Here is a 21,173-nt window from a genome sequence, read left to right as displayed (position 1 = left end):
CCGCAAACAGTGGCCCGGCCGTTGCCCCCGTTCAACGTCGCAGGTGGGCGAAGTCCGTGTCGGAGACCCGGACGGAAGGGCAGCACGTGGCGACCGGCGCCCGCCGCGCGGCCGCCTGCCGTCCCGGTGGGTGGCAGCGCCGGCGAGCGGCCTGTTCGTCCCCGTCCTCGACGAGCGGGTAGTCGCTCATCGAGGCGCAGAAGTTCCAGGTCACACCGTGTGCTGCTGGCGGCGCTCGCGGTAGGCGCGGGTCTTGTGCCGGTTGCCGCAGACGCCCATCTCGCACCAGCGTCCGCGGCCGTTGCGGGAGGTGTCGTGGAAGGCCCAGCGGCAGTCGGGCGCGGCGCAGAGCTTGACCCGCTTCCAGTCGCCCCGGGCCACGCTCGCCGCCACGGTCTCGACGATCTCGTCGAGCCACGGCCGGCCCGTGCCGGCGGCGAGGCGCAGGCCTTCGTCGGGCGGGCCCGGGACGAGGCGTACGGGGTAGCCGGCGAGCGCTGCCGAGTCGCCGTCGAGTGCCGCCCGCAAGGCCTCGCGCAGCGCGATCGCGGCCGCGAGGTCCCCCGGATCCAGGCGGGAGCCGTGGGAAGTGGGCAGATGGGCCGTTGTGAGCCAGTCGGCCAGGGCCTGCGGGGAGGTCAGGTGCTCGCCCGCCACGTGGGGCTCGCCGTGCCGGCGGAACGTGCGTTTGTCGATCGTGTTCAGGAGGTCCACGACCACATCCAGATCAACCACGACACCATCGTATCGGAAAAGCGGTGTTTGACGTCGACCCAACACCGGTATTAGCGTTTGTTGGTGTCGACGAGTGATGAGGGAGGAACCATGACGTTGCTGAACGTCTCCGACGAGGACCTTGACGACCTGCGGGCCCGTCTGCGGGCGACCCGGTGGGCGCGGCAATGGCCGCTCGACGGGCGGAACGCCGGGTTCGACGGCGCCGAGCTGCGCCGCCTGGTCGAGTTCTGGGCTTCGGCGTACGACTGGCGCAAGCACGAGGCCGCCATCAACGCGCTGCCCTCCGGGTCGGCCGAGATCGACGGGCTGACCGTGCCCTATCTGCGCTTCGACGCCGAGCGGGCGGACGCCCCGGCGCTGCTGATGGCGAACGGCTGGCCCAGTTCGTTCCTCGAGCTGACCGGGCTGGCCGAGCGTTTGTCCCAGCCGTCCCGCTTCGGGGGAGACCCGGCCGACGCGTTGACCGTCGTCCTGCCGTCGCTGCCCGGGTTCGGCGTCGCCCCGCAACGGCCCGCGCTGGGCGCCCCGCACACCCACGACCTGTGGCACCGGCTGATGCGTGAGGCGCTGGGATTCGAGCACTACGGCCTGCACGGGTCGGACATCGGCGCCGGCGACGTCATCCGGATCGCGCAGGCCCACCCCGAGGCGGTGACCGGCCTGCACGTGCTCGACCTGGCCGACCCGCCGAGCTTTGACCCGGCGTCGCTGACCGACGAGGAACGGGCGTACCTGGAACGCAAGCAGCAGTGGTTCGCCGCCGAGCGCGGCTACTCGCACCAGCAGGAGACGCGTCCGCTCACGCTGGCGCAGGGGCTGACCGACTCGCCGTCGGGGCTGCTGGCCTGGATCGGCGAGAAGTACCGCGCGTGGAGCGACGACCCGGCCAAGATCGATGACGAGTTCCTGCTCACCCAGGCCTCGCTGTACTGGTTCACCGGCTCCGTCTCGACGTCGTTCCGGCCGTACTACGAGCGCGGCCACGACCTGGTGCCCCCGGTCGAGCGGGTCGAGACGCCGACGGCGCTGGCCCTGTTCCCGGCCGACATCCCGGGCGGGCAGCCGCGCAGCTGGGCCGAGCGGACGTACAACCTGGCCCGGTACACGGTCATGCCGCGCGGGGGCCACTTCGCGGCGTACGAGGAAACCGAGCTGCTCGCCGAGGACATCACGGTGTTCTTCCGCACGCTGCGGTGACGACGGGAACTCCCGGGCCGCGATCCGCGACAACCGGAGTGTGAGAACTCCGGTTGTGGTGGGTTCGGCCGCGGGGGCGGCCGGTGCGGTGCTGGTGGCGGCGCTGATGTTCGGCGGCGCGGTGAACACGGAAGCGCTGCCCGGGCTGCCCGATCCGGGGCCGGTGACCGAGTGGGCGCTGCCGGCGTTCACGCTGCTGGCCGAGGTGCTGGGCGTGCTCACCGTCGGGCTGGCCGTCACCGCCGCGTTCCTGCTGCCGGGTGACGGCCGCAGCGTCGCCGCGCACGGCTGGGTGCTGCTGCGCCGCGTCACCTGGCTGGCCCTGGCCTGGGCGTTCGCGGCAGCCGCGATCGTGGTTCTGTCCGTGTCGGACATCCTCGGCATCCCCGTCGCGGGCCTGAGCCGCCAAGCGGTCGTCAGTTTCGGGTTCTCGGTCTCGCAAGGCCAGGCTTTGCTGCTGCAGATCGGGTTCGCGCTCGCGGTGGCCGCCTGTTCACGTGCCGGTGTCTCCCGGGCCGCGGCCGCCGTCACGGCCGGGCTGGCGATGGTTGCGCTCCTGCCGCCCGCGTTCACGGGACACTCGGCCGGCGCGGGCAACCACCAGATCGCGGTGACCAGCCTGGCCCTGCACGTGCTGGCCGCCGCGCTGTGGGTGGGCGGTCTGACCGGCGTGTTGCTCGTACGGCGTCACCGCCGTTTCGCTGACACGGCCGCGCGCTACAGCCGCCTCGCCCTCTCGTGTTTCCTGGCCACGGCGGTCAGCGGGGTCGTCAACGCCGGAATCCGGGTGGGCTCGTGGGAGGCGTTGCAGAGTTCCCCGTACGGGCAATTGGTGCTGTTGAAGGTTTTCGCGCTGCTCGCCGTGGGCGTCATCGGGGCGGTGCACCGGACCCGGACGCTGCGCGCCTCGACCACGTACGGGTTCGTGCGGCTCGCCGTGGGTGAAGTGGTCGTGCTGGCCGCCGCGACCGGGCTCGCCGTGGCGTTGTCCCGCAGCCCGGCCCCGGTGCCCGAGGAGCTGGCCGAACCGGACCCGCTGGTCGAACTGCTCGGGTTCGCGATGCCCGGCCCGCCGACCGCCCGCGCCATGCTCGCGAACCCGCTGCCGGACATGTTCTTCCTGACCGTCGTGGCCGTCGGCATCGCCGCGTACGTGGCCGGTGTCGTCCGCCTGCGCCGGGCCGGGCACCCCTGGCCGATCGCGCGGACCGCCTCGTGGATCGGCGGGATGCTGCTGCTCGGCGCGGTGACCGGACTGGGGGTCGCGCGGTACGCGTACGTGCTGTTCAGCGTCCACATGGTGCAGCACATGGCGCTCTCGATGGCCGTGCCGATCCTGCTCGTCGGCGGCGCCCCCGTCACCCTCGCCCTGCGCACGCTGCGGCGCCCCGCCGACCCGCAGGTGCGCGGCGCCCGGGAATGGCTGCTGGTCGTCCTGCACAGCCGGGTGGCACGTTTTCTCAGCCACCCGGTGGTCGCGCTCGTCGTCTACGTGGGCAGCCTGTACGGGCTGTACCTGGGTGGCCTGCTGGGCACGCTGATGCGTTACCACCTCGGGCACCTGGCCATGCTGACGCACTTCGTGCTGGCCGGCTACCTGCTCTTCTGGGTGCTGATCGGCGCCGACCCGGGACGCCGGCGGGTGCATCCCGCGCTGCTCACCGTCGTGCACTTCCTGTCGATGGTGGCGCACGCCTTCTTCGGTTTCGTGCTGCTGCAGTCGGCCACCGTCATCGCGTCCGACTGGTACACCGCCGTCCACCCGCCGTGGGCCGCGCCCCTGCTCGACGACCAGCATCTCGGGGCGTCGCTGGCGTGGGCCTTCGGCGAGCTGCCGGCCGTGGTGGTCCTGCTCGTTCTCGTACGGCAGTGGATCCGCTCGGACGAGCGCGAACAGGCCCGGCTGGACCGCGCCGCCACACGAGCCGACGCCACGGGGGAGGAGGACGAGCTGGCTCGGTACAACGCTTTCCTGGCAGCGGCGTCGACTGGGGAGCCGGCCCGCCAGGAACCGTGACGGCGTCCGTCGCCGGTATCGATCGGGTCGGTGTTTGGGGATCCTTTGGGGCGTGCGGCCAGCATTCCGGGCATGAGAATTCGGATGGTTGTGGTGTCCCTGCTGGCTGCGACGGCGCTGACCGGGTGTGCGAGCGCGTTCGACGACATTCCGTACGCGGATGACGCCATGCCCACCGCGACGCCGGCTCCGAAGTGCGGCGATGACACGGTGAAGGCCGTCGCGGACGTGATGACGTCGGACGCCGTCGAGGTGGTTCAGGTGATCGCCGGCTGCACGACGCTGTACGTCGGGACGTCGCTCGGCCCCGCGGACAAGGACGCGGCGCGTGCTGTCTGCGAGGCAGCGGCTGAGGTGGCGTACGTGGGGGAAATCGGGTCGATCATCGTGGACGGTGACGACGAGCGGAAGCTGGCGACGGGGGTCAAAGGCTCGCCGTGTGTGTGAGCGCCGGCGAAAAAGTCGGGTGGGGGCGGGAACTTCCCGGGCCTCGGACGGGACCAACGCAGCGCAGTCCCCGAACGAGGAACGGACATCATGCGAATCAATCTCATCGCGGTCGCGGCACTGGCCGCGCTCGGTCTGACCGGCTGTGCGAACAGCGACGACACGGCCACCGCGGCCGGCGGCACTCCCGCACCGGCGACAGCGGCCGGGGCCACGCTGACGATCAAGGACCCGTGGGTCAAGGCGGCCCCGGCGGGCACGATGACGGCCGCGTTCGGCACGCTGGTCAACGACACCGGCGCGGACATCACGGTCACCGGCGCGGAATCCCCGGCCTCGCCGCTCGAGCTGCACGAGATGACCATGAAGGACGGCAAGATGATCATGCGGCCCAAGGAGGGCGGCTTCGTCGTCAAGTCCAAGGGCACGCACGAGCTCGGCCCGGGCGGCGACCACCTGATGCTGATGAAGCCGAAGGAGGCCATCGAACCCGGTGACCAGGTCACGTTCACGCTGAAGCTGGGCGACGGCTCGACGGTTCCGTTCACGGCGATCGCCAAGCCGTTCGCTGGCGCCGAGGAGAGCTACGACCCGGGCTCGCACGGCTCGGGCATGCCGATGGGAAGCATGGCCCCGTGACGACACGCCGCCACTTGCTCGCCGGGGGAGCGGCGGTCGCCGGGCTCGGTGTGGCGGGCGGCGCCGCGGTGGTCGCCACGACCGGCCGGGAAAGTGTTCCCGCAACCGCCGCGGCGCTGACCACCGGGACGGCGACGGTGCCGTTCCACGGTCCGCGCCAGGCGGGCGTCGCCGAGGACCCGCCCGCCCACGCCGCGTTCGTCGCGTTCACCCTGCCCGCCGGCACCGACCGGCGGGCCCTGGCCCGGATGATGCGGCTGCTCACCGACGACGTCGCCCGGCTGACGCAGGGTGTGCCGGCGCTCGGCGACACCGACGCGCCCCTGGCCGTGCTGCCGGCCCGGCTCACGGTGACGTTCGGGTTCGGGCCGGGGCTCTATCGCGCCGCGGGGCTGAGACCCCCCGTCGCCGATCTGCCCAAGTTCCGCATCGACCGGCTCGAGAGCCGCTGGTCAGGAGGAGACCTGCTGCTGCAGATCTGCGCCGACGACCCGCTGACCGTCGCGCACACGCAGCGGATGCTCATCAAGGACACCCGGCCGTTCGCCGCCGTCCGCTGGGTGCAGCAGGGTTTCCGGCGCAGCCCCGGCGTGCAGGCCCCCGAACACACCCAGCGCAATCTGCTCGGCCAGCTCGACGGCACCGCCAACCCCCGCGGCGCCGAGATCGAACCCGTGGTGTGGAACCCGGACGGATCCACCACGCTGGTGGTGCGGCGGATCCGCGCCGAGATCGAGACCTGGGACAAACTGGCCGTCACCGACAAGGAGAACGCGGTCGGCCGGCGCCTCGAATCGGGAGCACCCCTGAGCGGCACGAAGGAGCACGACGAACCGGACTTCGCCCAACTCGACGAGTCGGGGCTGCCCGCGATGCCCGACTTCTCGCACGTCACCCGGGCCCGCGTGACCGATCCCAAACTGAAGATCCTGCGCCGCCCGTACAACTACGACGGCGCCCCGAACGCGGCCGGGCACCCCGACTCGGGTCTCATCTTCGCCTCGTACCAGCGGTCCATCACCGAGCAGTACCTCCCGATCCAGCAGCGGCTGGCCGACAAGGACCTGCTCAACGAGTGGATCACGCCGATCGGGTCCGCGGTGTTCGCTGTCCCGCCCGGCTGCTCGCCCGGCGGGTGGATCGGCGAACAGGTCCTGACATGAGGCGTCTGATGGTGGTGCTGGCCGCGGTGGTGGCGGTGAGCGTGCCGGCCGTCCCGGCGTGGGCGCACGCTCAGTTGCTGTCGTCGGCGCCGGCCGCGGGGGCGGTGCTGCCCACCTCGCCGGCCGAGGTCACATTGCGCTTCAGCGAGGAACCGAACCCGTCGTTCACCACGATCGTCCTCAGCGACACAGCCCGTACGCGAATCCCAACCGGCCCACCGGCGATCACATCCGCGACGGTGACGGTGGCGCTGGAGGCGCCCGTGGCGGACGGTGTGTACACAGTTGCCTATCGGGTCGTGTCCAAGGACGGGCACACCGTGCAGGGCTCGTACGTCTTCACGGTCGGCTCGTCCTCGTCGGCGCCGTCCCCGGTAGCCGTGCCTGCCGCATCGTCCCGCGTCGTCCCGCCCGGCGTGCTCCTCGTCTTCGGCGTGGCCGCCGTCGCTCTCATCGGTTTGGCGGCGTACTTCGCCCTCACCGCCCGGCGCGCCTTGAAGTCGAAGCAGTTGCCATGACCTTCCGGGTCAGGTGGTTTTGCGCTGGTGGTGCCGGCGCGCCTTGAGCCTGCGGGTTCGGGTTGTCCGACGCGCCCGGCGCGGACGAGTTCGGCTACACGTTCGACGCGCTGAGCGAGCTGACGGCCGGGTTGCTCGACCAGCTCGGGGTTCGGCGCTACGCGATCTACGTGCAGGACTACACCCAGGGTGGTGTAGCCGATCAGCAGGTGCCGACTGCCACGACCGGGCCCACGCCCATGCCTCGCGAAGAAGCCGATCTGGGACAGGGCCGCGCGAGTCCCGGTGTTTGTCCCGGGTCACCGGACGGGATGTGACGCACAACCCGGTATGCCGCCGGCGGGGCGGGATAAGACTGGGGATGAACACTCGAGAGGGGATCCATCCATGGCCAGGACCTGGTTCATCACCGGCACTTCCCGCGGCTTCGGACGGGAATGGGCCGAGGCGGCGCTGGAACGGGGCGACCGCGTCGCGGCGACGGCGCGGGACGTTTCCACGCTTGACGCGCTCGTGGAGGCGTACGGGGAAAGGGTTCTGCCTCTCCCCCTGGACGTGACCGACCGTGGGGCCGTCATCGCGGCGCTGGCTCGGGCCCACGAGAACTTCGGGCGGCTCGACGTGATCGTCAACAACGCCGGCTACGGGCAGTTCGGCATGATCGAGGAGGTCAGCGAGGAAGAGGCGCGCCTGCAGATCGAGACCAACCTGTTCGGGGCGCTGTGGGTCACCCAGGCGTCGCTGCCGTACCTGCGGGAGAGCGGCGGCGGCAACATCATCCAGGTGTCGTCGATCGGCGGGATCTCGGCCTTCCCCAACATCGGCATCTACAACGCGTCGAAGTGGGGGCTCGAGGGCTTCAGCCAGGCCCTCGCGCAGGAGGTCGCGCTCTTCGGCATCAAGGTGACCATCGTCGAGCCGGGCGGGTTCAGCACCGACTGGGGTGGCGCGTCGGCCAAGCACGCGACGCAGCTGCCGGAGTACGACAAGGTGCGCGAGATCGCCGCCGAGGGCCGCCGCTCGCGGGTGTCCAACCCGGGCGACCCGCGAGCGACCCGCACGGCCATTCTCAAGATCGTGGACGCGGAGAACCCGCCGCTGCGTGTGTTCTTCGGCGAGGGTCCGCTCGGCATCGCGACCGCCGATTACGAGTCGCGCCTGGCCGGTTGGCGCGAATGGCAGCCGCTGGCGGTCGAGGCCCAGGGTTAGTCGACCTGGAACGTGCCCTTCAGCTCGGCCTCGGAGCTGCCGCCGACCCAGACGTCGAAGGTGGACGCGTCGAGCACCCAGTCGCGGGCGGCGGCGTGCCAGTAGCGCCGCTGCTCGGGGCCGATCGTGAACTCGACGCGCCGGCTCGACCCGGCGGGCACCACGACGCGCTGAAAACCCTTCAGTTCCCGTACGGGCCGGGACGCGCTGCCGTGGCGCTGGTGCAGATAGAGCTGCACAACCTCGGCCGCGTCGCGCTCCGACTCGTTGGTCACCTCGGCCGACACGGTCACAAGCCCATCCCGTACGGGGGAATGCTGGGTGATCGTGAGGTCGTCGTAGGTGAACGTGGCGTAACTCAGGCCGTGCCCGAACGGGAACAGCGGGGTGCTCGCCTCGTCCCAGTAACGGCGGGTCTGGTTCTCCGGCTCGTGCGAGATGGTGTGCGCGTACGTCATCGGGATCTGCCCCGCCGTGCGCGGCCAGGTGAACGGCAGCTTGCCACCGGGGGAGACCGCGCCGAAGAGCAGGTCGGCGACGGCGTGACCGCCCTGGGTGCCCGGGTACCAGATGTCGAGGATCGCCGGCACGTGCTCGACGGCCCAGCGCAGGTCGAGCGGGCGGCCGTTCATGACCAGCGCGACCGTCGGGGTGCCGGTGGCCACCACGGCCTGCAGCAGCTCGAGCTGGCGGCCGGGAAGCTCCAGCGAGGACCGGGACGCGGCCTCGCCGATCATGTTCTGCCACTCGCCCACGACAACAACGGCGACGTCGGCGGCGGTGGCGACGGTGATCGCACGCTCGAACTCCGCGTCGGGGTCGAAACCCTCGGGGTCGGACGGGCGGTTGCGGCCGAACATGTCGAACATCGACGGGAAGGTGCGTTGCGCGACCGGGATGCCCTGGACGTGGTCGACCCGTACGGCGTCGCCCGCCGCCTTCCGGATGCCCTCCAGCACGGTGACTGTCTCGTCGAGGTCGAAGTCGAACACCCACGGGCCCAGGATGTCGCGGCGGGAATCGGCGAGCGGGCCGACGACGGCGATCGAACCGAGGGCGGAGGGGTCGAGGGGGAGCAGGTTGCCCTCGTTGCGCAGCAGCACGGCCGAGCGCTGGGCGGCCACCCGGGCGGCGTCGCGGTGGGCCGGGTCGTTCAGGACCTCGCGGGCCGCGTCCTCATCCACGTACGGGTTGTCGAACAGGCCCAGCTTGTCCTTGGCCTCGAGGATCTTGCGGGCCCGCTCGTCGAGCACCTTGTCGTCGACCTGGCCGGCGATCATGCCGTACGCGGGCTCGCCCATGGCCATCTCCATGTCGACCCCGGCCGTCACCGCGCGGGCGCCCGCCTCGGGCAGGTCACGTGCGTAGCCGTGGGTGACCAGGTTGCGGACGGCGTTGGCGTCGCTCACCACGAACCCGTCGAAACCCCACGTGTCCCGCAGCACCTCGGTGAACAACCAGTGGCTGGCCGAGGCCGGGATGCCGTTGAGATCCATGTACGCCGTCATGACGTTCCCGGCGCCGGCGTCGATCGCGGCCCGGAAAGGCGGGAAGTAGACGTTCCGCAGCTCGTACTCGCTGATGTTGGCCTCGTCGTAGTCGCGCCCGCCGACCGCCGCGCCGTAACCCGCGAAGTGCTTCGGCCCGGCGATGATGTGCTGCTGGAAGCCCTTGACCTGCGCCGCCGCCACGGCAGCGCCCAGGAACGGGTCCTCGCCGGCCCCCTCGACGATGCGCCCCCACCGCGGATCCCGGGCGATGTCAACCATTGGCGCGAACGTCCAGTGGATGCCGACGGCTCGCGCCTCCCGCCCGGCGACGGCCTGGCCCCGGGTGATCGTCTCCAGATCCCAGGACGCGGCCATGGCGATCGGCACCGGGAAGATCGTGCGCAGCCCGTGGATCACATCGAACCCGAAGAGCAGCGGCACCCCCTGCGGATTCCCCTCGATCGCCTGGCGTTGCAGCCGGTTCGTCTCGGCCGGGTCCTTCACGAACAACAGCGACCCGGCCCCGCCGCGAGTCAGCGCTTCCTCGACACCGCGGGGCTGGGCCTCGACGTCAAGCCCCAGAGCAGGGTCGGGCTGCGCGTCGGCCGGCAGCTTGAAGTAGAAGTACTGCGTCAGCTGCGCCGCCTTCTCCTCGGCCGACATCCGCGCCAGCAGGTCCTCAACGTTGGCCATAACGCCCTCTCTTCGATCCGGTGTTACATCCCGCCCATGCGGCTGGTCCCGCCCGCCTCACCGCAGCGCCGCGTCCCGCTTCCCCGCGCCACCCACGTGAGCTGCGCGGCCCTTGCGAGCGGCGCGGCCCTTGCGAGCGGCGCGGCCCTTGCGAGCGGCGCGGCCCTTGCGAGCGGCGCGGCCTTATGAGCTGCGCGGTCCTCGAGCCGTGACGGCCCCGGCGAACTGCCCGGCCCTTGTTTGTCGTGCCGCTCTGGTGAGTTGCGCGGCCCGGCCGCAGCCGTTCCGATCAGCATCGCCCGAAGTCCGGCGTCACAACGGCTCTTCGGTGGCTCCTTACGTCGGCTTACACGTGTAAGCCGGAAGCTTACCTGGAAGATCCCGCCCGCCCAAGGGCGCGGGCCCAGCGACGGCCGGGACGGGGGCGTCAGGCGGAAGATGCCAGCCGCGCGGGGCGCGGGCTCAGTGTCAGCTGTGACGAGGGCGTCGGGGCCTCAACTGGAAGATCCCGGCCGCCCAAGGGCGCGAGTTCAGCGTCGGGCCGGGACGAGGGGGTAGGGGCGTCAGGTGGAGGATTCCCGGCCGCGCAAGGGTGTGGGCCCAGGGGAAGCGGGGACGGGGTCGTCGGGGCGTCAGGCGGAGCCGCCACCGCGCGAGAGTGCGGGCTCAGCGACGTCCGGGACTGGGGGCGTCAGGTGGAAGAGTCCGCCCGCCCACGGGTGCGGGTCAGGGTCAGCGTGGACAGGGCGTGGGGCGTCAACCGGCCGCGCAGGGGGCGCGGGCTTGGCGTCGGCCGGGACGGCGGCGTGGGGGCGTCGGGCGGAAGAGTCCGCCCGCCCACGGGTGCGGGTCAGGGTCAGCGTGGACAGGGCGTGGGGCGTCAACCCGCCGCGCAGGGGCGCGAGCTTGGCGTCGGCCGGGACGGCGGCCTGGGGGTGTCAGGTGGAAGACTCCGCTGGCGCGAGGGTGGGGGCCCAGGGGAGCTGAAAGCGAGGGCGGGGGAGCGCTACTTCGGCGGCAGCCGGCGTTGCGAGGCGGTGCGGTCTTTCGCGGTCGATGGGGTGCGGCATCACTCCAGCAGGGGGCGCAGCGTTGCGTAGGCCCACGCCTGCAGGGTCGTTGGGGTGGTGGTCGCGTAGTCGCGTTTCTGCTCGGGCACGAAATCGTCGCGGGTGCCGGCGGTCATGCCGGCCACCCCGGCCGCGGCGGGCTCGCTCAGGCCGGCGGCGAGCAGGGCCCGGCGCAGCTCGTCGTCGGTGATCTGCTGCGCCGTGATCGGGCGGCCCGTGGCGGCGGACAGGATCGACGCCGCCTCGGCCCAGCTCAGGTCGGCCGGGCCGTGCACCGCCGCGATCGAGCTGCCGGGCCGGCGGGCCAGGAGGCGGGCCGCGGCCACCTCGCCGATGTCACGCGGGTCGACCCAGGCCTGGGGACGGTCGAGCGGCATCGTGGTGGTCAGCACCCCCGCCCGCAGGGCGTCGAGCATGCCGAGCAGGTTGGTGAAGAAGTAACCGCAGCGCAGCGTCAACACGTCGGCCCCGGTGCCGCGCAGCTGTTCCTCGTTGCGGGCAAGGCCGTCGATCAGGCCGGCGCCGTGCCGCCGCTCGGCGCCCACGCTGCTGACCTGCACAACGCCGGCCACTCCGGCGGCCCGGACGGCGGCCGCGGCGTACGCGCCCATGGTCACCATGTCGGCCAGCGGGTCGGGCGCGGCGAACGACTCGGGGCAGGCCCAGAACAGCGCGTCGACGCCTCGCAGGGCGCCCGCGACGTACGACGGATCGAGCAGGTCGCCCTGCGCCACCTCGACGAGGGGTCGCAGATCGGCGGGGAGTTTGTCGGGGTGGCGCGTGAGCACGCGTGGCCGCTCGCCCGCCTGCACGAGCAGACGGACGACACGGGAGCCGACATTTCCGGTGGGCGTGGTCACGGCGATCGTCATGCCAGTCACTCAACACCGGGGGTACGACAGTTTCTCAGCGAACGGCGACGGGACCGCACCCGGGCAAGCACATCGCAGGGCTGCAGACGCAGGGTGAGGGTCGCGTCGTGGTGGTCAGGGCAGGTGTGCGGCCACCGAGTCGCGGACCTTTGCGGCGTTGTCGCCCAGCCACGCGTTCACCGCCACGGCCAAGCCACCGCACACGAACAGCAGCACGACGACCGTGATGATCAGCCAGCGCCACTCGCCGCGCTGGGATGCGGGTCCGGCGTCCGAGTCCTGATAAGGAACCAGCGGATCCTCATCAGGATCGGTCACCCCAGGAGTCTAGTCGTCACCGCGAGCGCGGCAGGCAGCACTTCTTGTATTTGTTGCCCGAACCGCACCAGCACGCCGCATTGCGCTCCGGCGGCCAGGGGATCTGCCCCTCGCGCCCGGCCAGCTGCTGCGCGTAGCCCGACCGCGTCCGGGCGTCGGCCACGTCACCGTCGGCGCCGGCGAAACCGGTCAGTCCCACCACCGTGGCGGGCAGCACGGTCAGACCCGTACGGCCGGTGTTGGTCAGACGCACCAGCTCGCGCTCGAGGATCGCCCGGTGCTCGTCCCAGTCCGCGCCGAACGCCGAGGTCAGCGCCGGGAGCTCGGAAAGCAGCCGGTCGAACTCGGGCTGCCGGAAGAACAGCAGGTCGACCTGGTCGTTCGACGCCGCGCCGGCGTTGGCCAGCCGGGTCTCGAGCCGCTCCGCCAGGTTGTCGTGCGTGTCGTGTTGCAGGCCCAGGGCGTGCCGCAGGCGGTGCCGCTGCTGCAGCAGGAAGAACAGCACCCCGGCGTCCTCGGCCGACGACGGCTCGGTCGTGCTGCCGGAGGCGGCCAGAGCATCCTGGACGGCCTCGGTCAGCCATTTCTCGGCGAGCCGGTGCTCCTGACCCGCACCGAGGGCCGCGGTGATGTAGGCGGCCGCGTCGGGGTATTGGGTCAGCAGCGGGCGCAGCGGCTCGAGCGAGGCCATCGCCTCGTCGGCACGACCCAGCCGGAACAGGATCCGCGCACGCAGGGCCTTCGCCCCACCGGCCTGACTGTCGTCCCTTTCCCCGTACGCCTCCACGGCGCGCTCCACATAGCGAAGCGCGGCGTCGAGCTTCGTGCGGCTCTCCGCGATCTCGGCGGCAAGCGCGAGGGCATAGCCCGCGTCGTCCTTGTCCGCGAGGCGCCCCGCCTCGGCCGCGTCGGCCAGGTCGGCGGCAATGCCGAGCGGGTCGGCCGCGCCCAGGGCGGACTGCCGGATCTCACTAAGGTCTTCGCTGGTCAGCTCAGTTTTGAAAGCCACGCCGTCACCGTACTGCGCGAGACGACCCCTCGGCCATTGATCGACCGTCCGGCATGGCGCAGATCTCGGCGGCCCCGGGAAAGCAGATCTTGGCGGCCCCGGGAAAGCAGATCTTGGCGGCCCAGGTAAGGCAGATCTCGCCGCCCCGGCAAAGCGGCACGCCGGGCGGTGAAATTGTCGGTGCCGGTTGAGAGGATGCGGCATGCCCATCGACGGTGACAGCGCCCGGCTCCTGAGCGAGGCCTTGCTGGACAGCTTCCTGCCCGACCGGCTCGACCAGATGCTCTTCTACCGCCTCGGCAAACACCGCCACCGCATCACGATGAAACCCGACTACGAGTCCGTCGTGTTCGACCTGATCATGGCGGCCGACTCGGAGGGCTGGCTCGACCGGCTGGTGCTGGCCGCCCGGCAGTCGCGGCCGTCCGAGCCCCGGCTCTTCGAGGTGGCCCAGCGCCGGCGCCCGACGATCGAGTCGGGCGGGCTCGAGAGCATCCTCAACATCCGCGCGCCCGCTGTCGAACCGGCCAAGTTCCGGGCCGCCCTGGCCGCCGCCGAGGCGCAGGTGTGCCTGCTCGCCCGCCGTACGGCCACCGGCTCCGTGCCACTGGGCACAGGTTTCCTCGTCGGTCCCGACCTGTGCCTGACCAGCCACCACGTCGTCGGTGGACTGTTCACCGGCGAGCTGCGCGGCGCCGACATCGAGCTGAGCTTCGACCACGGGGAAACCCTGCATCGGCTGGCCGGCGATTGGCAGGTCGCCGCCGCGCCGCCCAGCGCGTTCGAGGAACTGCCCGGCCCGTCCGACCAGGTCCCCGCCCCCGGTGAGCTCGACTTCGCGGTGCTGCGCCTGGCCGGCGAGCTGGGCAGCCAGCCGGTGGGGGCGAAACCCGAGCCCGGAGCCGAGAGCCGCGGCTGGATCGAACGCCTGGCCCCCGGCCCGCTCCGCGCCGGCGACGACCTGCTCGTGCTGCAACACATCCAGGGCAAACCGATGCGGCTCACGCTCGGCCAGGTGCTCGACGTGAACCCGAACGGCACTCGCCTGCGCCACACCGCCAACACGGACGGCGGCTCATCGGGCTCACCCTGTTTCACACTCGCCATGGAACTGGCCGCCATCCACCAGGCAGGCGACCCCGGCCGATCGAAATGGCACGTGCCCGACCACAACCGAGCCGTCCCCGCCGCGGCGGTGTTCAGCAGGTGGCGATCGTCATGATCCGCGCGATCTCGGTCAGGGCAAGTTCGTCCGTCCGGCGTACGCGCGTGACCGTGTCCGCCGCGGACGCTGCCGGGTGCTGCCGGGTGCCGTGGGCGCGGCGGGTGGGGGGTGCCGCTGGGTGCGGCGGGTGCGGGTGTCCCCGGGTGCCGTGGGCGCGGCGGGTGGGGGTGCCGCCGCGTGTCCTTTCAGGAAGCGCGAGGCAGGTCGTACAGCTGAATGACGCGGTTGTCCATGCGCCGGGTGGTCAGCCGGGCTCGGCCCGGCGGCGAGCCGTTTCCGGACGGTTCGGGCCACCTGGACAGAAGCAGGGTGGGCGACGACATCTCGTCCAGCACCGACAGAACTGGATCGTGAATGATGGGGTTGGTGTCGGCCGGGCTACGGGTGATCGCCAGGTGCATTCCGATGTCATGACCGTGAGACACGAGCTCGCGCAGCGCCGCGAGCGGCCCAGTGTCACCCGTGACGAGTTCGTAGTCGTCGACCAGGACGAACATCTCCGGGCCGGCCCACCAGGAACGGCGGCGCAACTGCTCGGCGGTCACGTCGCGTCCCGGCAGGCGCTCCCGCATTTCCTGAGCGATGTGCGCGACCAGTTCGGCGGTCGCCTCGGCGGTCTCGGCAAAGCCGTAGAGATAGTCGGACGGCACAGCGCCGAGCAGGGAACGCCGGTAGTCGACGACGGCGATCCGAACATCGTCCGGTGCGAGCTGCCGGGTGATCGTCGTGGCCAGGGCACGCAGGAACGTGGACTTGCCACTGCCGTCGTCACCGCTCACCGTCACATGCGGGTCCGACCGGAAGTCCAGGCTCACCGGCTCCAGGGTGTCCTCGGCGACCCCGATCGGCAGCCGCAAGCCGGTGTCCGGTTCGCAGGCCTCGTACGGGATGTGGCGCGGCAGGGAGGGAACCTGCGGCGCCCGCTTCCCGCGCCAGTTCTTGGCGATCGACTCGATCAGCCGGGCCTCGTCCATGGTGGTCAGCTCCGGCCGTGCGGTCACCAGGTGACGCCCCCGGCTTGTCGTTCCCCCGGTCGTGATGCCGTGACCAGGACGAGGCATGACGGTGCTCGCCGCGTGACGGTCGATCGTGGACTGCGCCGGATCGTCCAACCGCAGTTCCAGCTTGACCTCGAACGTGTCCGCCAGGCCCGGCGAGATCACCGCCCAGCTTGTCGCGGTGACCATTACATGGATTCCGTGCGCGGAGCCGCGCCTCGCGAACTTCTTGACGGTCAGCTCGAGATCCGGGAAGTCGCTGCGAACGGTGTCCCAGCCGTCGACGAGGAGGTACACATCCGAGGGGTCCCCGGCTGCCGCCCCGAGCGAGCCGGACATCTGCTCGCGACGGCGGAGCAGGCTGTCGACCAGATCGATCACCCGCCGCACCGTTGCCGGCTCGGCCGATCCGGTCACGGCGCCGACGTGGGGCAGGACGCGCAGGGGTGACAGCAAGTCCCCGTCGAGACCGAGGCAATAGACCTGGGCTTCCTCCGGTGTCCGGGTCAGGGCGAGCCCGCAGACGAGCGCCCGCAGGGTGGTGGACTTGCCGGACCAGGCCTCACCCACTATCACGACGTTGTGCCCGGATCCTGAGCCCAGCCGCAGCCACAGCACGTCCTGTTGTTGCTCGAACGGCATGTCCACCAGCGCTATCGGCACGCCCCGGAACTCGTCCTGATCGGCGTCGGCGAACCGGAGACCGCGTACGGGATCGGCCACGACCGGGCCGCCCAGCTCGTCGAGCGCCGGCGACCCGTCGAGTGGAGGCAACCAGATCCGGCGCGCGGGCCAGCCGTAACCCCGGAGGCTGTCCACAACGGATTCGAGCATGCTGGGCCTGTCCCCGGAGACGTAAGCGGCCTTGAATCGCACCAGGGTGTCACCGGAGTACTTCAGGTAGCCGTGTCCGGGCGCCAAGGGCAGCTCGTACGCGTCGGGCACGCCGAGAACGACCCGTGACTCCGCCGCCGAGAACATTCGCAGGCCCAGCCGGTACGACAGGTGCGTCTCCAGGCCGCGCAGGCGGCCCTCCGCGACCCCCTGGCCGGCCAGCAGCAGGTGCACGCCCAGCGAACGGCCCAGCCGCAAGACCTGGAGGAGAAGATCGATGAAGCTCGGCACCGCCGCGAGCAACGCGCTGAACTCGTCCACGATGATCAGCAGCGTCGGGACCGGTTCGGCATCGGCGGGGCGGGCCTGCTCGTACTCGCGGACGGTGGCGAGGTCGCCGGACCGGCGCAGCAGATCCTGCCGGCGGACCAGCTCCCCGCTGATCGCGTCGGAGAGCCGTTCGATCATCCCCGGCTCGTCCCGCAGATCGGTGATGACGGCGGCCGTGTGCGGCAGGCTCTCGAACGGCGCGAACCCGGAACCCCCGTACGGGTCGACAAGCAGGAAGTTGACCTGGTCGGGCGGGTGCGTGACGGCCAGGGCGGTCACCAGCGTGCGCAGCAGTTCCGACTTGCCGCTGCCGGTGGCCCCGACGAGGAGGCCGTGCGGCCCCATCCCCTCCTGAGCCGGTCCCTTGAGGTCGAACAGCACCGGCTCGCCGTCGGCGGAGACCCCGATCGGCACGCGCAGGAAGTCCCGGCCCGACCTCCACCGGCTGACCAGGCGCAGGTCGTCACGCTCCGACGGGTCCAGGCCGAGCAGGTCGAGCAGCGTCGGCCCGCCGTCCACCACTTCGGCGGGGGCCGGCTCGGACGGGAAGAGGGCCCGCAGCGTCGCGACGATCTCCGCGGCCAGGGCGTTGCTGTGTGCCAGAAGGACGAGCGTTGGCAGGACCTCGTCCAGGTCGGCGCCGGGCAGCAGGGCCAGCTCGCCGAGCGCGCTCACTGTCTCGGGCCGGGTCGGCTGGGGGTGCAGGACCTGGCTACGCAGCAGCGCGAACTCCGAGGCGAGGGTTTCCGGCTGGGCGAGGCGTTCGCGCATGGCGACGAACCACTCCTGGCCGAGCGTTTCCTGCCCGGTCCGGCTCTGTTGCGCCCCGGCCAGCCAGTCGGCGGCGCGGGCCGGGTCGATCATGCTGAGGGCGGTCAGCCGCTGCGCGTATTCGAGTTCGCGCGGCTGCCACGGGTCGGCCGTGTTCGTGTACTGCTCCAGCAGCAGCGCCACCTTTTTCAGGCGGTCCAGCCCGTACGCGGCGTCGAGCCCGGCCAGCAACCGGCGGCGCAGCTGCGGGTCGACCTCGTACAGGCCGTCGCCCGTCTCGTGGAACAGTGGCGAGTGGAGCAGCGAAGCCTCCACCTCGTGGCTCAGCACGAGCGGCGGGTCGAGGAAGAAGTTGATCCGCAGCAGGTGCAGGAAGCCGGGGTCGAGCACGGCGGGAACGGCTGCGTGACAGGCCAGTTCCAGTGCGCCGCGGGGCAGCAGCGTCCGTGCCTGATAGAGCAGGCTGGTGGTCCAGGCGCTCACAGCGGCCGCTCCGTGGGATGGGGCCGGCCGCGCAGGGCGTCGACGGCCCGGTGCAGGCCCTCGGCGGTCAGCGGGGACATCGGCACGTGCCGGGCGACCTGTTCGGCGGTGGTGGAACCCCAGCGGGCCGCGGGCACCGGGTTGATCCAGGCGACCGGGCACGGCACCGCGCGCAACGCCTTGAGCATGGCCACCGTGCCGACCAGGCGGCCGGTCTGCAGGGTTCCGCGGGCGGCGCCGGCGTCGCTGATCACGGCGGCGGTGGCGCCGGGCGTGATGCCGGCGAGCACGGCCGGGAACGGGCGGGGCTGGGTCAGGTCGGGGTCGGCGTAGAGGCGGCCGGTGCCCATCGGCGCGATCAGGTCGAGCACGGGGTCGAGGCGCGGGTCGAACGGGTCGGTCAGGCCGCCGAGCACGGTCGTGTCGACCCGGTTGCTGGGCAGGTTGTGGAAGTACCACAGGTCGATCGATTCGAGGCGGCCGGCGTTGCGGATCTCGCGGACCAGGTGTTCCACGTACGGCTCGTACGGCGTCATCGAGCCGTGCCGGTCGACGAGCAGCAGCAGGCGGGCGGTGTTGCGCCGCGGCGGGACCAGCACCGGCCCCTCGAAGACCCCGGTACGCGCGTGCCGGTCGAGGGTGGCGTCCAGGTCGACCTCCGACGGCGTGCCGTAGCGGACCGGGCGGCGCAGCCGGCGCCACGTCTGCGCGATCTCGCGGGCGGTCAGCGGGAACTGGGCCGCCACGGCCAGCGACGCGTCGGTCTGCCCGGTGCTGGGGGGAAGCAGCGCCATGCCGGTCAGCGGCTGCACGCGCGGCACCTCGGGCGGCTGCGGAGCGGGTGGCGCCGGCGAATCGGGTGCGGGGTCTTCGCGCGGTGAGGGGACTCGGTGAGGCGTCTCCACAGAAGGCACGGACCCCGGCTCGGCGGGCGTGCCGGTGGCGTCCCATCGGGGGAGTTCGACGCCGGCCAGGACCGCGCGGACCGTCTCCTGCTCGCTGAGCGACTTGGCCCACAGGCTGATGCAGAGCTGCTCGAAATCGGCCGCCGACCCGACGCCGAACCCGGCCGCCACGGCCGACCGCAGCGTGCGGCAGTCGTCCACGCCGAGCGGCAGCCCTCGCCGCCGGAGCCGGGCGACCAGCTCGGCCACGAAGCCGGGCAGCTCGGCGCCGGTCATTGCCGCAGCAGCCGCTCGGCGGCCCGCACCTGATCGGAGCGCTGTTTGAGCAGCGCGTCCACGTAGGGCAGGGCGGCCACCTGGCCGGGCGGGGTGTGTACCGCCTGCAGGAAACCGGCCCAGTCGAGCAGCTCGCTCAGGCCGGGCCGCTTGACCAGGTCCATCTCGCGCAGACGGCCGACCACCGTGAGCACGGCGTCGCGCAGCTCGGGCTGGTCGACGCCGTGCAGGCCCAGGATCGTCTCCAGGTCGGCACGGTCGGACGGGAACTCGATGTAGTGGAAGACGCACCGCCGCAGGAAGGCGCCGGGCAGCGTCTTCTCCTCGTTGTTGGTGACCACGATGACGGGCCGCAGGTCGGGTCGGTCGCGGGGGACGGCGTACCCCCAGCCGGGCACCTCGTCGACGGTGAACGCCAGATCGTCCAGCTCACGCAGCAAATCGTTGGGGAAGTCCAGGTCGGCCTTGTCGATCTCGTCGATCAGCAGCACCGAGCGGCGGCCGTGGTGGGCGCGGGCGATGACCCGGCCCAGCGGCCCGAGCCGGATGTACTCGCGGACGTCGTCCTTGCGCGGCTCCAGGCGCAACTGGGCGTCGTGCAGGCGCCGGACCGCATCGTACGTGTAGAGCAGGTCTCTGCCCTTGCTCGTCGACTTGATGTGCGCCTGTTCGAGCGGAAGTCCCAGCGCGTACGCGACGGCGTGCGCGAGCCGGGTCTTGCCGACTCCCGGATCACCCTGCAGCAGCAGCGGGCGGCCGAGGCTGACCGCCAGGTTGATCGCGGCCTGCAGGGGCTCGGTGAAGCGGTACGGCTCCCGCTCGACCTCGCGCATCACGGGCTGCTCGGCTTCGACGGCCGCGCCGGGGTCCTCGATCGGCCGCGACGGCGGAAGTTCGAGGGCCGGGTCGAACCACAGCGAGGTGTCAACGCGGTGACGGGTCTGCACGGCTTCCCACTTCCTCCAGCTGCCGCCGGAACTGCGACGGCGATTGACGGACCTGGCGGATCGAGCTGTCCATCGCCTCGAACAGCATGCGCATGTCGAGGCCGGCGTCTGTCCGGCACTCGGCGGTGATCAGCGTGGTCCACGACTCGGCCAGCCGCGGGGGCCACTGCCGCTGCGACACGAGCTGCTGGGCCCACAGGATCAGGTCGGTCTCGTCGGCGGCCGCCGGTGGCAGCACCACGACCCCGTCCGGGTGCACCGGACCGACGAACAGCGTGACGAACCAGTACTCGTGGGCGCCGAAGTGCTGACCGATGCCCTCCCAGAACGCGGTGACGGCCTGCTCGGTCGCGCCCTCGGTGAGGATCGGGCAGACGACGTTGACCATGGCGAGGTCGGGCAGGTAGCGGCGGACCTGTTTGAGCCGCAGGTCGACCCCGCCGCGTTCGGGCCGCAGGTGCAGCCAGTCCTTGCGCTCGGTCTCGTACAGGTAGTACCGCAGCCACTCGCAGAGCTTGTTGACGACCAGCTGGTCGGCGCCGTGCAGGCCGAACCCCAGGACCCGGCGGGTGGCCTTGGTCCTGGCGTGGATGATCCCGCGCTTGAGCGGGTCGAGGTCGAAGAACGCGCTGTCGAGCATCTGATGGTCGGCGGGCGGCTCCGGTGCGGCCCAGCAGTCGGCGGCCCAGCTGCGCAGCGCGTCATTGCCGTCCCGATCGGCCAGCACCGCTGTGACCAGCGACTCGAGCCAGCCGCCGCCGGTGGCCGCCTCGAGCAGCCGGAACACGATCATCGGCAGCGGCGCGTTGACGTCGGCATGGTGCGACAGGCGCTTGTCGAGTTTGTACAGCAGCACCCGTTCGAGCGCGTCGCGGGAGCGGTAGGCGTCGACGATCGCCTCTTCCAGGCTCTGCAGCTGTGGACCGGTGAGCACCCGGGTCGAGCGGCCGCTGATCTTCTCCACCTCCGTGTGGCTGCCGGGCTCAGACGGGTCGCCCGCCAGTAGAGCACCGGGCAGACTGCC

The 21,173-nt window shown here is 71.6% G+C and carries 19 protein-coding genes; 9 read left to right on the top strand and 10 right to left on the bottom strand.

Translation table 11 applies throughout. The features are described from left to right. Positions 1-31 precede the first annotated feature (31 nt). A complete protein-coding gene (locus C8E87_RS39315; protein WP_133878429.1) occupies positions 32-214 on the bottom strand; it encodes a hypothetical protein in 183 nt (60 codons plus the stop codon). Beyond that, positions 211-735: a CGNR zinc finger domain-containing protein gene (locus C8E87_RS39310; protein ID WP_133878428.1), complete on the bottom strand. Its 525-nt coding sequence runs from the start codon at positions 733-735 to the stop codon at positions 211-213. The genes C8E87_RS39315 and C8E87_RS39310 overlap by 4 nt, the downstream gene beginning before the upstream one ends. A 90-nt stretch (positions 736-825) precedes the next feature. Here C8E87_RS39310 and C8E87_RS39305 point away from each other — a divergent pair, with 90 nt between their 5' ends. From C8E87_RS39305 to C8E87_RS39270, 8 genes are all read left to right on the top strand, one after another. After that, the gene (locus C8E87_RS39305) at positions 826-1,935 is read left to right on the top strand and encodes an epoxide hydrolase family protein (protein ID WP_133878427.1); all 1,110 of its coding nucleotides are present in this window, start codon (positions 826-828) and stop codon (positions 1,933-1,935) included. A gap of 40 nt (positions 1,936-1,975) precedes the next feature. Next, complete coding sequence (locus tag C8E87_RS39300) at positions 1,976-3,952, top strand: bifunctional copper resistance protein CopD/cytochrome c oxidase assembly protein (RefSeq protein WP_239080063.1); 1,977 nt, start codon at positions 1,976-1,978, stop codon at positions 3,950-3,952. Positions 3,953-4,024: 72 nt separating this feature from the next. Further along, a complete protein-coding gene (locus tag C8E87_RS39295) occupies positions 4,025-4,399 on the top strand; it encodes a hypothetical protein (RefSeq protein ID WP_133878426.1) in 375 nt (124 codons plus the stop codon). 90 nt (positions 4,400-4,489) lie between these two features. Further along, on the top strand, positions 4,490-5,038 hold the full coding sequence (locus tag C8E87_RS39290; protein ID WP_133878425.1) for a copper chaperone PCu(A)C: 549 nt from the start codon (positions 4,490-4,492) through the stop codon (positions 5,036-5,038). Then, positions 5,035-6,201, top strand: a complete 1,167-nt coding sequence (locus C8E87_RS39285; RefSeq protein ID WP_133878424.1) for a Dyp-type peroxidase — start codon at positions 5,035-5,037, stop codon at positions 6,199-6,201. Before C8E87_RS39290 ends, C8E87_RS39285 begins: the two co-directional genes overlap by 4 nt. Next, positions 6,198-6,719, top strand: coding sequence for a copper resistance CopC family protein (locus C8E87_RS39280; protein WP_133878423.1), 522 nt, complete (start codon positions 6,198-6,200; stop codon positions 6,717-6,719). Before C8E87_RS39285 ends, C8E87_RS39280 begins: the two co-directional genes overlap by 4 nt. A gap of 62 nt (positions 6,720-6,781) precedes the next feature. After that, on the top strand, positions 6,782-7,036 hold the full coding sequence (locus tag C8E87_RS46115; RefSeq protein WP_239080064.1) for a hypothetical protein: 255 nt from the start codon (positions 6,782-6,784) through the stop codon (positions 7,034-7,036). Positions 7,037-7,106: 70 nt separating this feature from the next. Beyond that, a complete protein-coding gene (locus tag C8E87_RS39270; protein ID WP_133878422.1) occupies positions 7,107-7,928 on the top strand; it encodes an SDR family oxidoreductase in 822 nt (273 codons plus the stop codon). Here C8E87_RS39270 and C8E87_RS39265 read toward each other — a convergent pair. The 4 genes from C8E87_RS39265 to C8E87_RS39250 all read right to left on the bottom strand — a co-directional run bounded on the left by C8E87_RS39265 (position 7,925) and on the right by C8E87_RS39250 (position 13,380). Continuing rightward, positions 7,925-10,111, bottom strand: coding sequence for a glycoside hydrolase family 3 N-terminal domain-containing protein (locus tag C8E87_RS39265; protein WP_133878421.1), 2,187 nt, complete (start codon positions 10,109-10,111; stop codon positions 7,925-7,927). The genes C8E87_RS39270 and C8E87_RS39265 overlap by 4 nt on opposite strands. Positions 10,112-11,180: 1,069 nt before the next feature. Next, complete coding sequence (locus C8E87_RS39260) at positions 11,181-12,053, bottom strand: NmrA family NAD(P)-binding protein (RefSeq protein WP_133878420.1); 873 nt, start codon at positions 12,051-12,053, stop codon at positions 11,181-11,183. 114 nt (positions 12,054-12,167) lie between these two features. Then, positions 12,168-12,371, bottom strand: a complete 204-nt coding sequence (locus tag C8E87_RS39255) for a hypothetical protein (RefSeq protein ID WP_133878419.1) — start codon at positions 12,369-12,371, stop codon at positions 12,168-12,170. Positions 12,372-12,387: 16 nt separating this feature from the next. Further along, entirely contained in the window at positions 12,388-13,380 is a 993-nt protein-coding gene (locus tag C8E87_RS39250; protein ID WP_239080065.1) for an SEC-C metal-binding domain-containing protein, read from the bottom strand. Between the two features lie 202 nt (positions 13,381-13,582). On the opposite strand from C8E87_RS39250, the gene C8E87_RS39245 reads away from it, so the two are divergent. Then, a complete protein-coding gene (locus C8E87_RS39245) occupies positions 13,583-14,602 on the top strand; it encodes an effector-associated domain EAD1-containing protein (RefSeq protein ID WP_133878417.1) in 1,020 nt (339 codons plus the stop codon). Positions 14,603-14,790: 188 nt separating this feature from the next. On the opposite strand, the gene eccCb is transcribed toward C8E87_RS39245, so the two are convergent. Genes eccCb through C8E87_RS39230 form a run of 4 tightly spaced genes read right to left on the bottom strand, consistent with a single transcriptional unit; the run spans position 14,791 to position 21,113 of the window. Next, on the bottom strand, positions 14,791-18,021 hold the full coding sequence (gene eccCb / locus C8E87_RS39240) for a type VII secretion protein EccCb (RefSeq protein WP_166661430.1): 3,231 nt from the start codon (positions 18,019-18,021) through the stop codon (positions 14,791-14,793). Beyond that, complete coding sequence (locus C8E87_RS44065) at positions 18,018-19,202, bottom strand: hypothetical protein (protein WP_166661429.1); 1,185 nt, start codon at positions 19,200-19,202, stop codon at positions 18,018-18,020. The genes eccCb and C8E87_RS44065 overlap by 4 nt, the downstream gene beginning before the upstream one ends. Then, positions 19,199-20,149 (bottom strand): AAA family ATPase, encoded by a 951-nt coding sequence (locus C8E87_RS39235; protein WP_239080066.1) that lies wholly within the window; start codon positions 20,147-20,149, stop codon positions 19,199-19,201. Before C8E87_RS39235 ends, C8E87_RS44065 begins: the two co-directional genes overlap by 4 nt. Further along, positions 20,127-21,113 (bottom strand): effector-associated domain EAD1-containing protein, encoded by a 987-nt coding sequence (locus C8E87_RS39230; RefSeq protein ID WP_133878415.1) that lies wholly within the window; start codon positions 21,111-21,113, stop codon positions 20,127-20,129. Before C8E87_RS39230 ends, C8E87_RS39235 begins: the two co-directional genes overlap by 23 nt. Positions 21,114-21,173 lie beyond the last annotated feature (60 nt).

This window comes from Paractinoplanes brasiliensis, assembly GCF_004362215.1.
In the GTDB taxonomy this organism is placed as follows: domain Bacteria; phylum Actinomycetota; class Actinomycetes; order Mycobacteriales; family Micromonosporaceae; genus Actinoplanes; species Actinoplanes brasiliensis.
Note: the sequence above shows the minus strand (reverse complement) of the source record. Positions and strands in the feature narration are given on the sequence as shown.